Origin of the sequence: Kitasatospora sp. NPDC096077, from assembly GCF_040303245.1 — a bacterium.
Taxonomy (GTDB): Bacteria; Actinomycetota; Actinomycetes; order Streptomycetales; family Streptomycetaceae; genus Kitasatospora.
In genome coordinates, this window is record NZ_JBEOSV010000003.1 from 43,923 (window position 1) to 57,257 (window position 13,335).

12 protein-coding genes are annotated in these 13,335 nt (G+C 71.3%); 8 read left to right on the forward strand and 4 right to left on the reverse strand.

Features of this window, described 5'->3' with window-relative positions; all coding sequences use genetic code 11:
• Positions 1 to 105: 105 nt before the first annotated feature.
• A complete protein-coding gene (locus ABTZ03_RS03800; RefSeq protein WP_350511504.1) occupies positions 106 to 1,701 on the reverse strand; it encodes an acyl-CoA mutase large subunit family protein in 1,596 nt (531 codons plus the stop codon).
• 281 nt (positions 1,702 to 1,982) lie between these two features.
• Here ABTZ03_RS03800 and ABTZ03_RS03805 point away from each other — a divergent pair, with 281 nt between their 5' ends.
• From ABTZ03_RS03805 to ABTZ03_RS03835, 7 genes are all read left to right on the forward strand, one after another.
• Positions 1,983 to 2,738: an SDR family oxidoreductase gene (locus tag ABTZ03_RS03805; RefSeq protein WP_350511244.1), complete on the forward strand. Its 756-nt coding sequence runs from the start codon at positions 1,983 to 1,985 to the stop codon at positions 2,736 to 2,738.
• 74 nt (positions 2,739 to 2,812) lie between these two features.
• On the forward strand, positions 2,813 to 4,465 hold the full coding sequence (locus ABTZ03_RS03810) for an alpha/beta hydrolase (RefSeq protein WP_350511245.1): 1,653 nt from the start codon (positions 2,813 to 2,815) through the stop codon (positions 4,463 to 4,465).
• Positions 4,466 to 4,607: 142 nt separating this feature from the next.
• Positions 4,608 to 5,273, forward strand: coding sequence for a 2-oxo-4-hydroxy-4-carboxy-5-ureidoimidazoline decarboxylase (locus ABTZ03_RS03815; RefSeq protein ID WP_400916935.1), 666 nt, complete (start codon positions 4,608 to 4,610; stop codon positions 5,271 to 5,273).
• A gap of 296 nt (positions 5,274 to 5,569) precedes the next feature.
• Complete coding sequence (gene sdhC / locus ABTZ03_RS03820; RefSeq protein ID WP_350503491.1) at positions 5,570 to 5,950, forward strand: succinate dehydrogenase, cytochrome b556 subunit; 381 nt, start codon at positions 5,570 to 5,572, stop codon at positions 5,948 to 5,950.
• 8 nt (positions 5,951 to 5,958) lie between these two features.
• Complete coding sequence (gene sdhD, locus ABTZ03_RS03825) at positions 5,959 to 6,450, forward strand: succinate dehydrogenase, hydrophobic membrane anchor protein (RefSeq protein WP_350511246.1); 492 nt, start codon at positions 5,959 to 5,961, stop codon at positions 6,448 to 6,450.
• A 51-nt stretch (positions 6,451 to 6,501) separates the two neighbouring features.
• Positions 6,502 to 8,244: a succinate dehydrogenase flavoprotein subunit gene (gene sdhA / locus ABTZ03_RS03830; RefSeq protein ID WP_350511247.1), complete on the forward strand. Its 1,743-nt coding sequence runs from the start codon at positions 6,502 to 6,504 to the stop codon at positions 8,242 to 8,244.
• Positions 8,244 to 9,014, forward strand: coding sequence for a succinate dehydrogenase iron-sulfur subunit (locus ABTZ03_RS03835; protein WP_350511248.1), 771 nt, complete (start codon positions 8,244 to 8,246; stop codon positions 9,012 to 9,014). Before sdhA ends, ABTZ03_RS03835 begins: the two co-directional genes overlap by 1 nt.
• A gap of 62 nt (positions 9,015 to 9,076) precedes the next feature.
• Here ABTZ03_RS03835 and ABTZ03_RS03840 read toward each other — a convergent pair whose 3' ends face one another.
• Positions 9,077 to 10,678 (reverse strand): hypothetical protein, encoded by a 1,602-nt coding sequence (locus ABTZ03_RS03840; RefSeq protein WP_350511249.1) that lies wholly within the window; start codon positions 10,676 to 10,678, stop codon positions 9,077 to 9,079.
• A gap of 100 nt (positions 10,679 to 10,778) precedes the next feature.
• Positions 10,779 to 11,036: an SCO4848 family membrane protein gene (locus tag ABTZ03_RS03845; RefSeq protein WP_350511250.1), complete on the reverse strand. Its 258-nt coding sequence runs from the start codon at positions 11,034 to 11,036 to the stop codon at positions 10,779 to 10,781.
• A 141-nt stretch (positions 11,037 to 11,177) separates the two neighbouring features.
• On the opposite strand from ABTZ03_RS03845, the gene ABTZ03_RS03850 reads away from it, so the two are divergent.
• Positions 11,178 to 12,380, forward strand: coding sequence for a D-alanyl-D-alanine carboxypeptidase family protein (locus ABTZ03_RS03850; protein ID WP_502894382.1), 1,203 nt, complete (start codon positions 11,178 to 11,180; stop codon positions 12,378 to 12,380).
• A gap of 19 nt (positions 12,381 to 12,399) precedes the next feature.
• Here ABTZ03_RS03850 and ABTZ03_RS03855 read toward each other — a convergent pair whose 3' ends face one another.
• A complete protein-coding gene (locus tag ABTZ03_RS03855; RefSeq protein WP_350511251.1) occupies positions 12,400 to 13,332 on the reverse strand; it encodes a YihY/virulence factor BrkB family protein in 933 nt (310 codons plus the stop codon).
• Positions 13,333 to 13,335 lie beyond the last annotated feature (3 nt).

Sequence of the window (13,335 nt, forward strand, 5' to 3'; positions counted from 1 at the left end):
CTCGTTTCAGCCGCCTTCCCCGGTTTGCTTGCTCTGTGCAACGATCACTCGCGCCGGTGGTCACGGCCCCCCTCCGCTTGACGGCCGCTGGGCCGTGAAGGTGACTCAGAAACGTTCCACCGGAACGTACGTGCCCCACACCCCGCGCAGCGCGTCGCAGACCTCGCCGACGGTGGCCCGGGCGGCCAGCGCCTCCTTCATCGGGTAGAGCACGTTCGACGTCCCCTCCGCCGCCCGGCGCAGCGCGTCCAGCCCGCGGGCGACCGCGAGGTCGGAGCGCTCGGCCCGCAGCCGGGCCAGCCGTTCGGCCTGCCGGTGCTCGACCGCCGGGTCCACCCGCAGCGGCCGGTACGGCTCCTCCCCGTCCGCGTCGTGCCCGTCCAGCCGGAAGCGGTTGACGCCGACCACCGTGCGCTCGCCGGAGTCGGTCTCCCGCTGGACCCGGTAGGCGGTGCGCTCGATCTCGGCCTTCTGGAAGCCCTGTTCGATCGCCGCCACCGCCCCGCCCCGCTCCTCGACCCGGGCCATCAGGGCCAGCACGGCGGCCTCGACCGCGTCGGTGAGCGACTCGACCGCGTAGGAACCGGCGAAGGGGTCGACGGTCGCGGTCACATCGGTCTCGTGGGCGAGCACCTGCTGGGTGCGCAGGGCCAACCGGGCGGCCTTCTCGGTGGGCAGGGCGATCGCCTCGTCGAAGCCGTTGGTGTGCAGGGACTGGGTGCCGCCGAGCACCGCGGCCAACGCCTGCACCGAGACCCGGACCAGGTTCACCTCGGGCTGCTGGGCGGTGAGCTGCACCCCGGCGGTCTGGGTGTGGAAGCGCAGCATCCACGAGCGGGGGTCCAGCGCGCCGAACTCCTCGCGCATGATCCGGGCCCAGATCCGGCGCGCGGCACGGAACTTGGCGACCTCCTCCAGCAGGGTGGTGCGGGCCACGAAGAAGAAGGAGAGCCGGGGCGCGAACTCGTCCACGGCCATCCCGGCGGCGAGCGCGGTCCGCACGTAGGCGATCGCGTTGGCCAGGGTGAAGGCGATCTCCTGCGCCGGATCGGCGCCGGCCTCGGCCATGTGGTAGCCGGAGACGGAGATGGTGTTCCAGCGCGGGACCTCGGCCCGGCAGTACCGGAACACGTCGGCGGCCAGCCGCAGCGAGGGCTGCGGCGGGAAGATGTAGGTGCCCCGGGCGATGTACTCCTTCAGCACGTCGTTCTGCACCGTGCCGGTGAGCGCCGAGGGCGCCACCCCCTGGGCCTCGCCGACCAGTTGGTACAGCAGCAGGAGCAGGGCGGCGGGGGCGTTGACGGTCATCGAGGTGGACACCCCGCCGAGCGGGATGCCGTCGAAGAGCTCCGCCATGTCCTCGACGCTGTCCACCGCGACGCCCACCCGGCCGACCTCCCCGGCGGCGGGCGGCGCGTCCGAGTCGTAGCCCATCTGGGTGGGCAGGTCGAAGGCCACCGAGAGGCCGGTGCCGCCGTCCGCGATCAGCCGGCGGTAGCGGGCGTTGGACTCGGCGGCGGTGCCGAAGCCCGCGTACTGGCGCATCGTCCACGGCCGGCCGGTGTACATGCTCGGGTACACGCCCCGGGTGTACGGGTACTCGCCCGGACGGCCCAGCCGGGTGTCCGGGTCCCAGCCGGCCGGCGCCCCCGGGCCGTACAGCGGCTCGATCGGGAAGCCTGATTCGGAGCGGCGCGGCACGGCTGCCTCCACGGGGAGCTCGGGGTCCTTCGCAACCTAGGCCCTGTCCGGCCGATCTCGCCGGGCGCGCGACGCCGGGCATCCCGCCTGGACGCACGCCCGAATCGCCCGAGTACGTCCAGTACGAGGCCGACTCGGGCGCACGCCCAGCCGGGCGCCCAACGCCGCGCGCTGATCCGCCAAGATCGGCCGGCCAGGACCTAGGGGCCCTCCCCTCCGGCGGCGCGCGGAGGCGGTTGAGATGATCGGGTGAACGACCGGATGAGCCCCAGGGAGTGGCAATGACCGAGCAGAAGGTGGCCGTGGTCACCGGTGCCAGCAGCGGGATCGGCGCGGCGACCGCCCGCCGGCTGGCCGCCGAGGGCTTCGAGGTGGTGCTGACCGCCCGCCGCACCGAGCGGATCGAGGAGCTGGCCAAGGAGATCGCCGGGCGGGGCGGTTCGGCGAGGGCGGTCACGGTGGACGTCACCGACCGGGCCGCCGTGGACGCCTTCGCGGCCGAGGTCGGCCGGGTGGACGTCCTGGTGAACAACGCCGGCGGCGCGATCGGCGCCGAGAGCGTCGAGCACGGCGACCCGGCCGACTGGCGGGCCATGTACGAGGTCAACGTGCTCGGCGTGCTGCACATGACCCAGGCGCTGCTGCCCGCCCTGCGCGCCACCGGCGACGGCACCGTGCTGGTGCTCTCCTCCACGGCCGCGCTGGCCGCGTACGAGGGCGGCGGCGGGTACGTCGCGGCCAAGCACGCCGCCCACACCATCGCGGCGACGCTGCGGCTGGAGCTGTGCGGGGAGCCGATCCGGGTGATCGAGATCGCGCCCGGGATGGTGAAGTCCGAGGGCTTCGCGGTCACCCGCTTCCGCGGCGACGAGGAGAAGGCCGCCGCCGTGTACGCGGGCGTCGCCGAGCCGCTGACCTCCGAGGACATCGCGGACACCGTGGCCTGGGCGGTCACCCGTCCGGCGCACGTGAACATCGACCTGCTGGTGGTCCGCCCCCGGGCGCAGGCCGCCAACCACAAGGTCCACCGGGGCTGACCCCCCGCCACTGCCGGCGGGCGGCCCGACACCCCGATCGAACACGTGTCGTACACGAGTGGTACACACATGCGATGACGATCTTCCGGGCCGCCCGCCCACGGGTGCTGCTGACCGCCCTGGCGGCCGGCACCCTGCTGCTCACCGCCGCCTGCAACGACACCGCCCCGACCGCCCAGGACAAGGCCACCGGCGCCGGCGGCACCACCGCCCCCGCCGCCACCGGCCCCGCCGCCACCCCGACCCCGAAGCCCAAGGGCGAGGCGGACCCGGCCCTCAAGGCCTTCTACGGCCAGCAGATCACCTGGACGGACTGCCCGGCCGACCCCAAGGCCGCACAGGCGAAGATCGACACCTCCGGCATGCAGTGCGGCAAGCTGCACGTCCCGCTCGACTACACCGCCCCCGCCGCCGACGCGATCGACCTAGCGCTGATCAAGTACGGGGCGGCCGACCACGGCAAGCGGATCGGCTCGCTGATGGTCAACCCCGGCGGCCCCGGCGCCTCCGGCGTCGAGATGGTCAAGTACGGCGCCAAGGACTTCGAGGGCGCCCTGCACGACCGCTTCGACGTGATCGGCTTCGACCCGCGCGGCACCGGCGACAGCTCGCCCGTGACCTGCTACGACGACAAGCAGCTCGACGAGGCCAACCAGACCGACGCGCCGGACGACCCGGCCCAGCGCAAGGCCGCCCACGTCAAGCAGTCCACCGACCACGCCGCCGCCTGCCAGGCCAAGTCCGGCAAGCTGCTGCCCTTCGTCGGCACCCGCAACACCGCCCGCGACCTGGACGTGCTGCGCGCCGTCGTCGGCGACCGGAAGCTCAACTACCTCGGCATCTCCTACGGCACCTACCTCGGCGCCCTGTACGCCGAGGAGTTCCCGCAGAACACCGGCCGGCTGATCCTGGACGGCGCCGTCGACCCGGCCGAGGACACCCTGGACCACGGCATCGACCAGCAGGTCGGCTTCGAGAAGTCCTTCGAGCGCTTCGCCGCCGACTGCGTGGAGAACCACGCCACCGAGTGCCCGCTCGGCAAGGACAAGAGCAAGGCCGCCAAGAAGGCCGCCGACTTCCTGGACGGCCTCCACGACAACCCGCTGACCGCCAAGGACGGCCGCAAGCTCGGCCGCGACATGGCCTGGACCGGTGTCATGTCGCTGCTCTACGGCGACGAGACGACCTCCTGGCAGTACCTGCGCAACAGCCTCGGCTGGGCCATGATGCGCGACAAGGGCGACTATCTGATGGCCTTCGCCGACGACTACAACGGCCGCGACCAGAACGGCCACTACAGCCCGATGGACGAGGCCAACACCGCGATCAGCTGCGCCGACGCCGCCCGCCCCGCGCCGACCCCGGAGCACGCCAAGCAGGCGGTCGACCGGCTGCTCGCCGAGGCGCCGCTGCTCTCCAAGGGCGCCACGGTGGACGACTTCACCGAGCCGGGCTGCGCCTACTGGCCGTTCAAGACCCAGGAGAAGCCGCACACCATCCGGGCCGAGGGCGCCGCCCCGATCCTGGTGGTCGGCACCACCGGCGACCCGGCCACCCCGTACGCCTCCGCCGAGCAGCTGGCCAAGGGCTTCGCCAAGGCCACCCTGCTCACCCGGGTCGGCGAGGGCCACGGCGCCTTCGGCAAGGGCAACACCTGCATCGACCAGGCCATGGCGGCCTACCTGACCGACGGCACCATGCCCGCCGACGGCACCCGCTGCAGCTGAACGGCCGGACCGGGCCCGAGGCCCGGCGGCCGCGCCGCCGGGCCCGTAGCGGACGGAAGTGGGACGGAGGATGACGCAATGGTGTCAACGTCACAACTTGATAGCTCGTCCGGATGAATTCCGCGCGCGCCCTCCCCAACTGATGACCGCTCAACTACCGTTGAGGAGCTGCCGGAACGGCGCCGCGCGCCCCCCGCAGCCTCCATACTTCAGCTGCTCCACCACCCCACTGGCCCCTTCCCGCCCTCACGAGGAGGACCCGCTGGCCAGCGACATCCCGTCACAGCGGCCCGACGCCAGCACCGAGCCGTCCCTCCTCGGCCTGCACCGCTTCAACGAGGCGGACGCCGGAGCCGCCGAGGAGGCGCTGCTGGCCTGCTGCGGCAGCCACCGCTGGGCCCTGCGACTCACCGCACACCGCCCGTACCCCGACATAGAGTCCCTGCTGGCCGCCGCCAGCGAGGCCTCCTACGACCTGCGCCCGGCGGACCTCACCGAGGCCCTCGCCGACGAGAGCTGGATGCCGCAGCCCCTGCTCGGCATGCGCGCCCCCGGCAGCCAGGCCGCCCACACCGCCCTGCGGGCGGCCCACGCCGCGTACGAGGCCCGGTTCGGCCACGTCTTCGTGGTCTGCCTGGACGGCGTCGACCCGGAGGAGATGCTCGACGCCGTGCTCTCCTCCATCCGCACCCGGCTGGCCAACGACCCGGACGAGGAGCGACTGATCGCGGCGGACGAGCTCCGGCGGATCGCCCTCACCCGGTTGGAGCACCTGGTCGCCACCCACTCGGAGGCCGGGGCGCGCTGACACCCGGACGGGTCGAGCCGGTACGGTCGTACCGGCTCGACCCGCGTTCACCCCCCGGAGTGAATCCGACCGGACTTCGACAGCGGAGCGCGACGGAATCGACACCCAGAGTGACCAAGGGGCGCTCGGTTCCCGCTCCGCTAGGCCAGAAGTGCCTGATTGATCACACCTGGGGGCCCCGGAGGCGGTTCCCGACAAGGCGTCGATAGGATGCTGGCGGCCGGTGGACCGTACCCGGCCGGGCTGACCGACACCGAAGCCGGCCGAGCCCCCAATCGCTTCCGGAGGGTTTTTCCGTGCCGGCTGGAACGCTGTACCGCGGCCGGGAAGGCATGTGGAGCTGGGTGGCTCATCGAGTCACCGGCGTCCTCATCTTCTTCTTCCTGTTCGCCCACGTCCTGGACACCGCTCTCGTGCGAGTGTCGCCGGAGTCCTACGACACCGTCATTCAGACGTACAAGACTCCGCTCGTGAACCTGATGGAGTACGGCCTGGTGGCCGCCATCCTGTTCCACGCGCTCAACGGCCTTCGCGTCGTCGCCGTGGACTTCTGGTCCAAGGGCCCGAAGTACCAGAAGCAGATGCTGTGGACCGTCGTCGGAGTCTGGGTCGTCCTGATGGCTGGCTCCTTCTACGGCATCCTGCAGCACACGCTGATCGCCTGGTTCGGGAAGTGAGCTGACTGATGTCCACGGAATACTCCGACGCGATCGTCGTCCCCTCGAAGCAGGCGCACACCGGCAAGGGCCTCGGCACCGGTAACCCGGCCGACGCCTTCGTCATCGAGCCGCCGCGCAAGCGGACGAAGAAGACCCCGCGCCGCACCCGGACCAACTTCGAGATGCTGGCCTGGCTCTTCATGCGCCTGTCCGGTGTCGTCCTGGTCGTGCTGATCCTCGGTCACCTGCTGATCATGCTGGTGCTCGACGGCGGCGTCTCCAAGATCGGGTTCGCCTTCGTCGCCGGCCGCTGGGCCTCGCCGTTCTGGCAGGGCTGGGACCTGTTGATGCTCTGGCTCGCCATGCTGCACGGCGCCAACGGCATGCGTCAGGTCATCAACGACTACGCCGAGAAGGACTCGACCCGGCTCTGGCTCAAGGGGCTCATGGGTACCGCCACGGTCTTCACCGTGCTGCTCGGCACCCTGGTGATCTTCACCTTCGACCCCAACATCTGAGCCGCGAGCACCATCGACCATCGGCAGAGGCCAGAGGCGAGTTAACCCCCCATGCAGATTCACCAGTACGACACCGTCATCGTCGGCGCCGGCGGCGCCGGCATGCGCGCGGCCATCGAGTCGACGCAGCGCAGCCGCACCGCCGTCCTGACCAAGCTCTACCCGACCCGGTCCCACACCGGCGCGGCCCAGGGCGGCATGTGCGCCGCGCTGGCCAACGTCGAGGAGGACAACTGGGAGTGGCACACCTTCGACACGGTCAAGGGCGGTGACTACCTGGTCGACCAGGACGCCGCCGAGATCATGTGCAAGGAGGCCATCGACGCGGTCCTCGACCTGGAGAAGATGGGCCTGCCCTTCTCCCGCACCGAGCAGGGCCGGATCGACCAGCGCCGCTTCGGCGGCCACTCCCGCAACCACGGCGAGGCCCCGGTCCGCCGCTCGTGCTACGCGGCCGACCGCACCGGCCACATGATCCTCCAGACGCTGTTCCAGAACTGCGTCAAGCACGGCGTCGAGTTCTTCAACGAGTTCTACGTCCTCGACCTGCTGCTCAACGAGGGCAAGACGGCCGGCGTCGTCGCCTACGAGCTGGCCACCGGCGAGATCCACGTCTTCCAGGCCAAGTCGGTCGTGTTCGCCTCCGGCGGCACCGGCAAGTTCTTCAAGGTCTCCTCCAACGCCCACACCCTCACCGGTGACGGCCAGGCCGTGGCCTACCGCCGCGGTCTGCCGCTGGAGGACATGGAGTTCTTCCAGTTCCACCCGACGGGCATCTGGCGCATGGGCATCCTGCTCACCGAGGGCGCCCGCGGCGAGGGCGGCATCCTGCGCAACAAGGACGGCGAGCGCTTCATGGAGCGCTACGCCCCCGTCATGAAGGACCTCGCGTCCCGTGACGTCTGCTCCCGCGCGATCTACACCGAGATCCGCGAAGGCCGCGGCTGCGGTCCGGACGGCGACCACGTCTACCTGGACCTCACCCACCTGCCGCCGGAGCAGCTGGACGCCAAGCTCCCGGACATCACCGAGTTCGCGCGCACCTACCTCGGCATCGAGCCCTACACGGACCCGATCCCGATCCAGCCCACCGCGCACTACGCCATGGGCGGCATCCCGACCAACGTCGAGGGTGAGGTCCTGCGCAACAACACGGACGTCGTCCCGGGCCTGTACGCAGCCGGCGAGGTCGCCTGCGTCTCCGTGCACGGCGCCAACCGCCTGGGCACCAACTCGCTGCTGGACATCAACGTGTTCGGCCGTCGCGCGGGCATCGCCGCCGCCGACTACGCCAACGCCAACGAGTTCGTCCCGCTCCCGGAGAACGCGGACGCGCTGGTCCAGGGCATGGTCGACAAGCTGCGCGAGTCGACCGGCACCGAGTCCGTGGGGCAGATCCGTACGGCTCTGCAGGAGACCATGGACGCCAACGCGATGGTGTACCGCACCGGCGCCACCCTGAAGCAGGCGGTCGAGGACATCGCCGCGCTGCGCGAGCGCTACAAGAACGTCTCCATCCAGGACAAGGGCTTCCGCTACAACACGGACCTCCTGGAGGCCATCGAGCTGGGCAACCTGCTCGACCTGGCCGAGGTGCTGGCCGTCTCCGCGCTGGCCCGCGAGGAGTCCCGCGGCGGCCACTACCGCGAGGACTTCCCGACCCGTGACGACGTGAAGTTCATGCAGCACACCATGGCGTACCAGGAGGTCGCCGCCGACGGCAGCACCTCCATCCGCCTCGACTACAAGCCGGTCGTCACGACCCGCTACCAGCCGATGGAGCGTAAGTACTGATGAGCACTCCGACTGTGGAGCACTCGGCCGCTCTGGACGCGGTCGAGGCCGGTGTCACCCAGCTGATCACCGTCACCTTCCGGATCCGCCGGTTCAACCCGGAGGAGCACCCGGACCCGGTGTGGGTCGACTACCAGCTGACCATGGACCCGAAGGAGCGCGTCCTGGACGCGCTCAACAAGATCAAGTGGGAGCAGGACGGCACCCTCACCTACCGCCGTTCCTGCGCCCACGGCATCTGCGGCTCCGACGCGATGCGGATCAACGGCCGCAACCGGCTGGCGTGCAAGACCCTGATCAAGGACGTCGACCCGGAGAAGCCGATCACGATCGAGGCCATCAAGGGCCTGACGGTCCTCAAGGACCTGATCGTGGACATGGACCCGTTCTTCCAGGCGTACAAGGACGTCATGCCGTTCCTCATCACCAAGGGGAACGAGCCGACCCGCGAGCGCCTGCAGTCCGCCGAGGACCGCGAGCGCTTCGACGACACCACCAAGTGCATCCTGTGCGCCGCGTGCACGTCGTCCTGCCCGGTGTTCTGGAACGACGGCCAGTACTTCGGCCCGGCCGCCATCGTCAACGCGCACCGCTTCATCTTCGACTCGCGCGACGAGGGTGCCGAGCAGCGCCTGGAGATCCTCAACGACCGTGAGGGCGTGTGGCGTTGCCGCACCACCTTCAACTGCTCCGAGGCCTGCCCGCGTGGCATCGAGGTCACCAAGGCGATCCAGGAAGTGAAGCGGGCGCTGGTCACCCGCCGCTTCTGATCCCCGGCTGAACCCGCACGGAGGCCCCGCCCGATCACTCGGGCGGGGCCTCCGTCGTCGGATCAGGCCAGCGGGCCCAGGTCGTTCGCGTCGGTCCAGCCGCTGTACATCACCAGGTGCCGGTCGGCCGTGACGGCCCACAGGTCCGGCTTGCCGTCGCCGTCCGCGTCGCCCGAGCTGCCGAGGGTCGGGAAGGCGGCCGTGGTGAAGCCGGTGGCCACGACGTCCGCCTTCGGGTCGGCGAGGGCGGAGAAGTCGAAGGTGCCGTCGGCCTTCTTCGGGATCGGGTACGCGTGCAGCTCACCGGTGGCCCGGTCACGGGCCCAGAGGGCCAGGTTGCCCGCCGCGTCCGGGCCGGGGGCGACCAGGTCGTAGCCGTTCCAGGCGCCGGAGGTGGTGAGCTTGGTGACCTTGTCGAAGCCCCAGGCGGCCGCCCCGTCGAGCAGCCAGAGGTTTCCGCCCTCCAGCGTCAGCAGCGTCGGCGAAGTGCCCTTGGACACCGGGCCGAAGGCGACGAGCTGGTCGGTCTTGGACCAGTCGGCCGCGAAGCCGGCCGGGCAGGACGGGTTGAAGGGATCGCCGCAGTCGCGGTTACCCATCACGATGAAGCCCTTGGTCATCGCTCCGTAATCGAAGTTCCGGTAGAGGGTCAGTCCGGAGTCACCCGGCCTGTGGATGTACAGGTCGTCCGAGGAGGGCGCGTGGGCCTGGCTGTCCCAGCCCCGGTGGGCGATCTGGTAGGGCGCCCAGCTCTGCCCGGAGGGGGAGCGCCTGGCGTCGATGACGGTGGTCGGGGTGGCGTCGCTCCCGTTGACCGGGATGTACTGCAGGTTGCCCTGGGCATCCGGCAGCAGGATGTCCGCGACGCCGTCGCCGTCCACGTCGCCGAGGGTCTTCGGCGGGTTGGGGTTCGACGGGGCGTTGAAGGAGTAGGTCGTCCGGCCGACGTTGCCCGCGTTGTCGATCGCGTTGACGACCAGGTTGTTGGTCCCCCACTGCAGGGCCTTGAGGTCGATCTTCGCCGTCCCGTCGGCATCCGGCTCGACGGCCCCCGGCGAACTGCAGCTGGTCGCGGGGTACATCCAGGCGAACTGGAAACAGGCGATGCCGGAGGCCTCGCCGCCGGCCGGAACCGGGTCGGTCGCCTTGAGGACGAAGGTCCCCTTCTGGCCCGCGTACTTGGTGGCGGTGCCGCTCGCCGGGAAGTCGGTCGAGGAGACCGTGACGGTCGGGTCGGTGGCGTCCACGGTGAAGTGGCAGTCCGCGGACGGGGCGGAGGTCTGGGTGCCCTGCAGCGCCCAGGCGTGCCAGGCGTAGCTGTGCCCGTCCACCAGCTTGGGGACGCTGACCGAGGCGGAAGGCGAGCCGTAGGTCCGGGCCTCATCGGTGAAAACCGGGTCCTCGGCGCCGGTGGTCACGTCCCAGACGCTGAACCTGGCGGCCTCCCCGGTGACCTTGGCGCTGAGCGCCGGGCCGTTCATGGTCCGCCCGATCCAGGCCGGGTCGCCGGTCGAATCGCAGGCGGTGCTCGCGTAGTCGGCGCCCTGGCTGGTGCCGGTGACGGCCGGCGCGGTGTCGGCCACCGCCGCCGCCGGCGCGAGCAGTCCGGCGGCCACCGCCGCCGCGGTGACCCCGCCGAGCCTGCGGGCACGCGAAAGTGTCATGAAGGTCCCCCACCCCTTGTGATCAGCACGTCCGGTACGTGCGTGAGAACGGTGAGGATCTTGCCAGTGGGGGCCGACACCGGCAACGGGGATTAGGCGATCAGTCGGTGGCAGGGGTGCGGCGGTCCGCCCGCAGGCCGCGGACGCCGATGCCGCCGACCGCGATGCCGAGCAGGAAGGAGGTGACGGCGAGCAGCAGGTGGATCCAGAAGAAGGCGGTGGGCTGGGAGTGGTCGCCGTTCACGAAGGCCTGGCCGCCCGAGTCCTTCCAGAGGTTCTTGACGAAGGTGGTCCAGATGATGATCGACCAGACGCCGAAGGCGGTCAGGAACCAGGAGGTGCGGCGGCTGAGCTTCATGGGGCGGTCCTCGGCGGGGGTGGGAGGCGGTGTGCCTCCCCAGTATGCGCGGGCGGCCGATCGGCGTAGGGCGGGGCCCTCGTGCGGAGGACCCGTCCGGTGTGGCGGACGACACGGCGCCGAAGTGGGTACGGTCAGTCGGTGTCCACACCCCGTCACACCCTCGCGCAGTTGTGCGCCGCGGTCACCGCGGCCCCGGTTCTGCTCGTCGCCCCGGCGGCGGTCGCGGCCCCGCAGGCGCCGCCCCCGTCGACCGTGATCGGCGGGGAGCGGCTCGGGCTCCCCGGGGTCCAGGTCGATCCGCTGGCGGGTGCGCCGGCGCTGCCGACGGACCTCACCGGCGAGTCCTGGATCGTCTCCGACGCCACCTCGGGGGACGTACTGGCCTCCTACAACCCGCACGCCAGGCTGCCTCCGGCGAGCACCCTCAAGATCCTCTTCGCGGACACCGTGCTGCCCAAGTTCGACCGCAACACGGTGCACCGGGTCGCCGACGAGGAGATCCAGAACATCGGCGCCGGCAGCAGCCTGGTCGGCATCAAGGAGAACCTGGACTACCGGGTCGAGGACCTCTGGCGCGGGGTGTTCCTGAGCTCGGGCAACGACGCCGTGCACGTCCTGTCGCACATGAACGGCGGCATCCAGCCGACCGTCGACGAGATGCAGTCCAAGGCCGACGCCCTCCAGGCCCGGGACACCAAGGTGGTCTCCCCGGACGGCTACGACATGGACGGCCAGCTGTCCTCGGCGTACGACCTGTCGCTGTTCGCCCGCTCCGGCCTGCGCAACGCGGACTTCCGGATGTACTGCGCGACCCGGGAGGCGATGTTCCCGGGGGCCGTCGACAAGAACACCGGCCAGCGCAGCAGCTTCGGGATCGCCAACACCGACCGGCTGCTGGGCAAGTACCCGGGCCTGATCGGGGTGAAGAACGGCACCACCACCAACGCCGGCTCGACCTTCGTCGGCGCCGCCGAGCGGGACGGGCGCACCCTGCTGGTGACCGTGATGCACCCGGCCAGCTACCAGCGGGTGTACGACGAGACGGCCGAGCTGCTGGACTGGGGCTTCGCCTCGGCCGGCAAGGTGCGGCCGGTCGGCCGGCTGGTGGAGGAGAAGCAGGCCGGCGGCGAGCAGCCGAGCGGTCAGGCGGGCGGGACGGCCGGTGCGCCGCCGCCGCACTCCGCCGGGGCCTCGGCCGGGCCGGTGGCCGGGTCGGCCGGGGACGACGGGCTGGGCCCGGTCGGCTGGTCGGCCGTCCTGGTCGGCGCGCTGGTCGGGGCGGGTGCCGTGGTGGTGCTGCGGCGCCGGACGGCGAACCGCGCGGGCCGGCTCTGGAAGTGACCGCGCGGCGGTCCGGCCCTCACTCCGGGGGCCGGGCCGCCGCCGCTTCCGCCGACTCGTCGGCGGCGGCGATCAGCGCCCGGCCGTGCGCCCGGGTCCGTTCCCGGGCGGCCTCCGGGTCGGCCGTCGCCGTCCAGGCCACGCAGTACATCAGCAGCCGGCTGACGAAGTTGATCCACAGCAGCAGCGCCACCGGGGTGGCGAAGGCGCCGTACAGGCTCCGCCCGGCGACCGAGCCGAGGTAGGAGGCGAGCGCCAGTTTGAGCACCTCGAAGCCGACCGAGCCGATCAGCGCACCGCGCAGCAGGTCGCCGCGGCGCTGGTCGGTGATCCCGGGGAAGGGCGCCAGCAGGTAGGCGAAGAGCAGCATGTCGCACGCTATGGCGATCAGCACGCCGACCCCGGTCAGCAGGTAGCCGCTGCGCAGGCCGATCGCGTCGGCGATCCGCCCGGCGAGCGTGGTGCCGGCCGCGGAGACGGCCAGCGAGAACAGCGACACCAGGCCGAGGCCGGCCAGCACGGCGACGTCCCAGGCCTTGCGCAGCACCGGGTTGCCGTCCTCCTGGGGCAGCTGCCAGAGGTCCCGGATCGAGGTGCGCATGGTGTCCACCCAGCCGAGGCCGGAGACCAGCAGCAGGGCGCCGCTGACCAGCCCGACGGTGCCCGCGTTGGCCACCAGCGACGGCAGGTTGAGCGCGTCCGACAGCCCCGGCAGCTGGTCCGAGATGTGGTGCTGGAGATCGTCCACCTGTTTGCTGTTCAGCGTCGCGGCGGCGACCGCCAGACCCACCGTGAGCAGCGGGAACAGCGCCAGGAAGCCGAAGAAGGTGACGGCGCCGGCCAGCCGGTTGCCACGGGCGGCGGAGAAGTACTCGTACACCCGGTACGGGCGGCTGCGCAGCACCCGGGCCACGAGTGGGCCGAGGACCGGAAGGCGGGTCAGGAAGTCCACCTG

Coding starts and splice junctions, on each gene's coding strand:
- sdhD (WP_350511246.1), top strand. CDS start 5,959: ATGTCCACGGAATACTCCGACGCGATCGTCGTCCCCTCGAAGCAGGCG.
- ABTZ03_RS03815 (WP_400916935.1), top strand. CDS start 4,608: ATGACCGCTCAACTACCGTTGAGGAGCTGCCGGAACGGCGCCGCGCGC.
- ABTZ03_RS03840 (WP_350511249.1), bottom strand. CDS start 10,678: ATGACACTTTCGCGTGCCCGCAGGCTCGGCGGGGTCACCGCGGCGGCG.
- ABTZ03_RS03810 (WP_350511245.1), top strand. CDS start 2,813: ATGACGATCTTCCGGGCCGCCCGCCCACGGGTGCTGCTGACCGCCCTG.
- ABTZ03_RS03845 (WP_350511250.1), bottom strand. CDS start 11,036: ATGAAGCTCAGCCGCCGCACCTCCTGGTTCCTGACCGCCTTCGGCGTC.
- ABTZ03_RS03835 (WP_350511248.1), top strand. CDS start 8,244: ATGAGCACTCCGACTGTGGAGCACTCGGCCGCTCTGGACGCGGTCGAG.
- sdhA (WP_350511247.1), top strand. CDS start 6,502: ATGCAGATTCACCAGTACGACACCGTCATCGTCGGCGCCGGCGGCGCC.
- ABTZ03_RS03805 (WP_350511244.1), top strand. CDS start 1,983: ATGACCGAGCAGAAGGTGGCCGTGGTCACCGGTGCCAGCAGCGGGATC.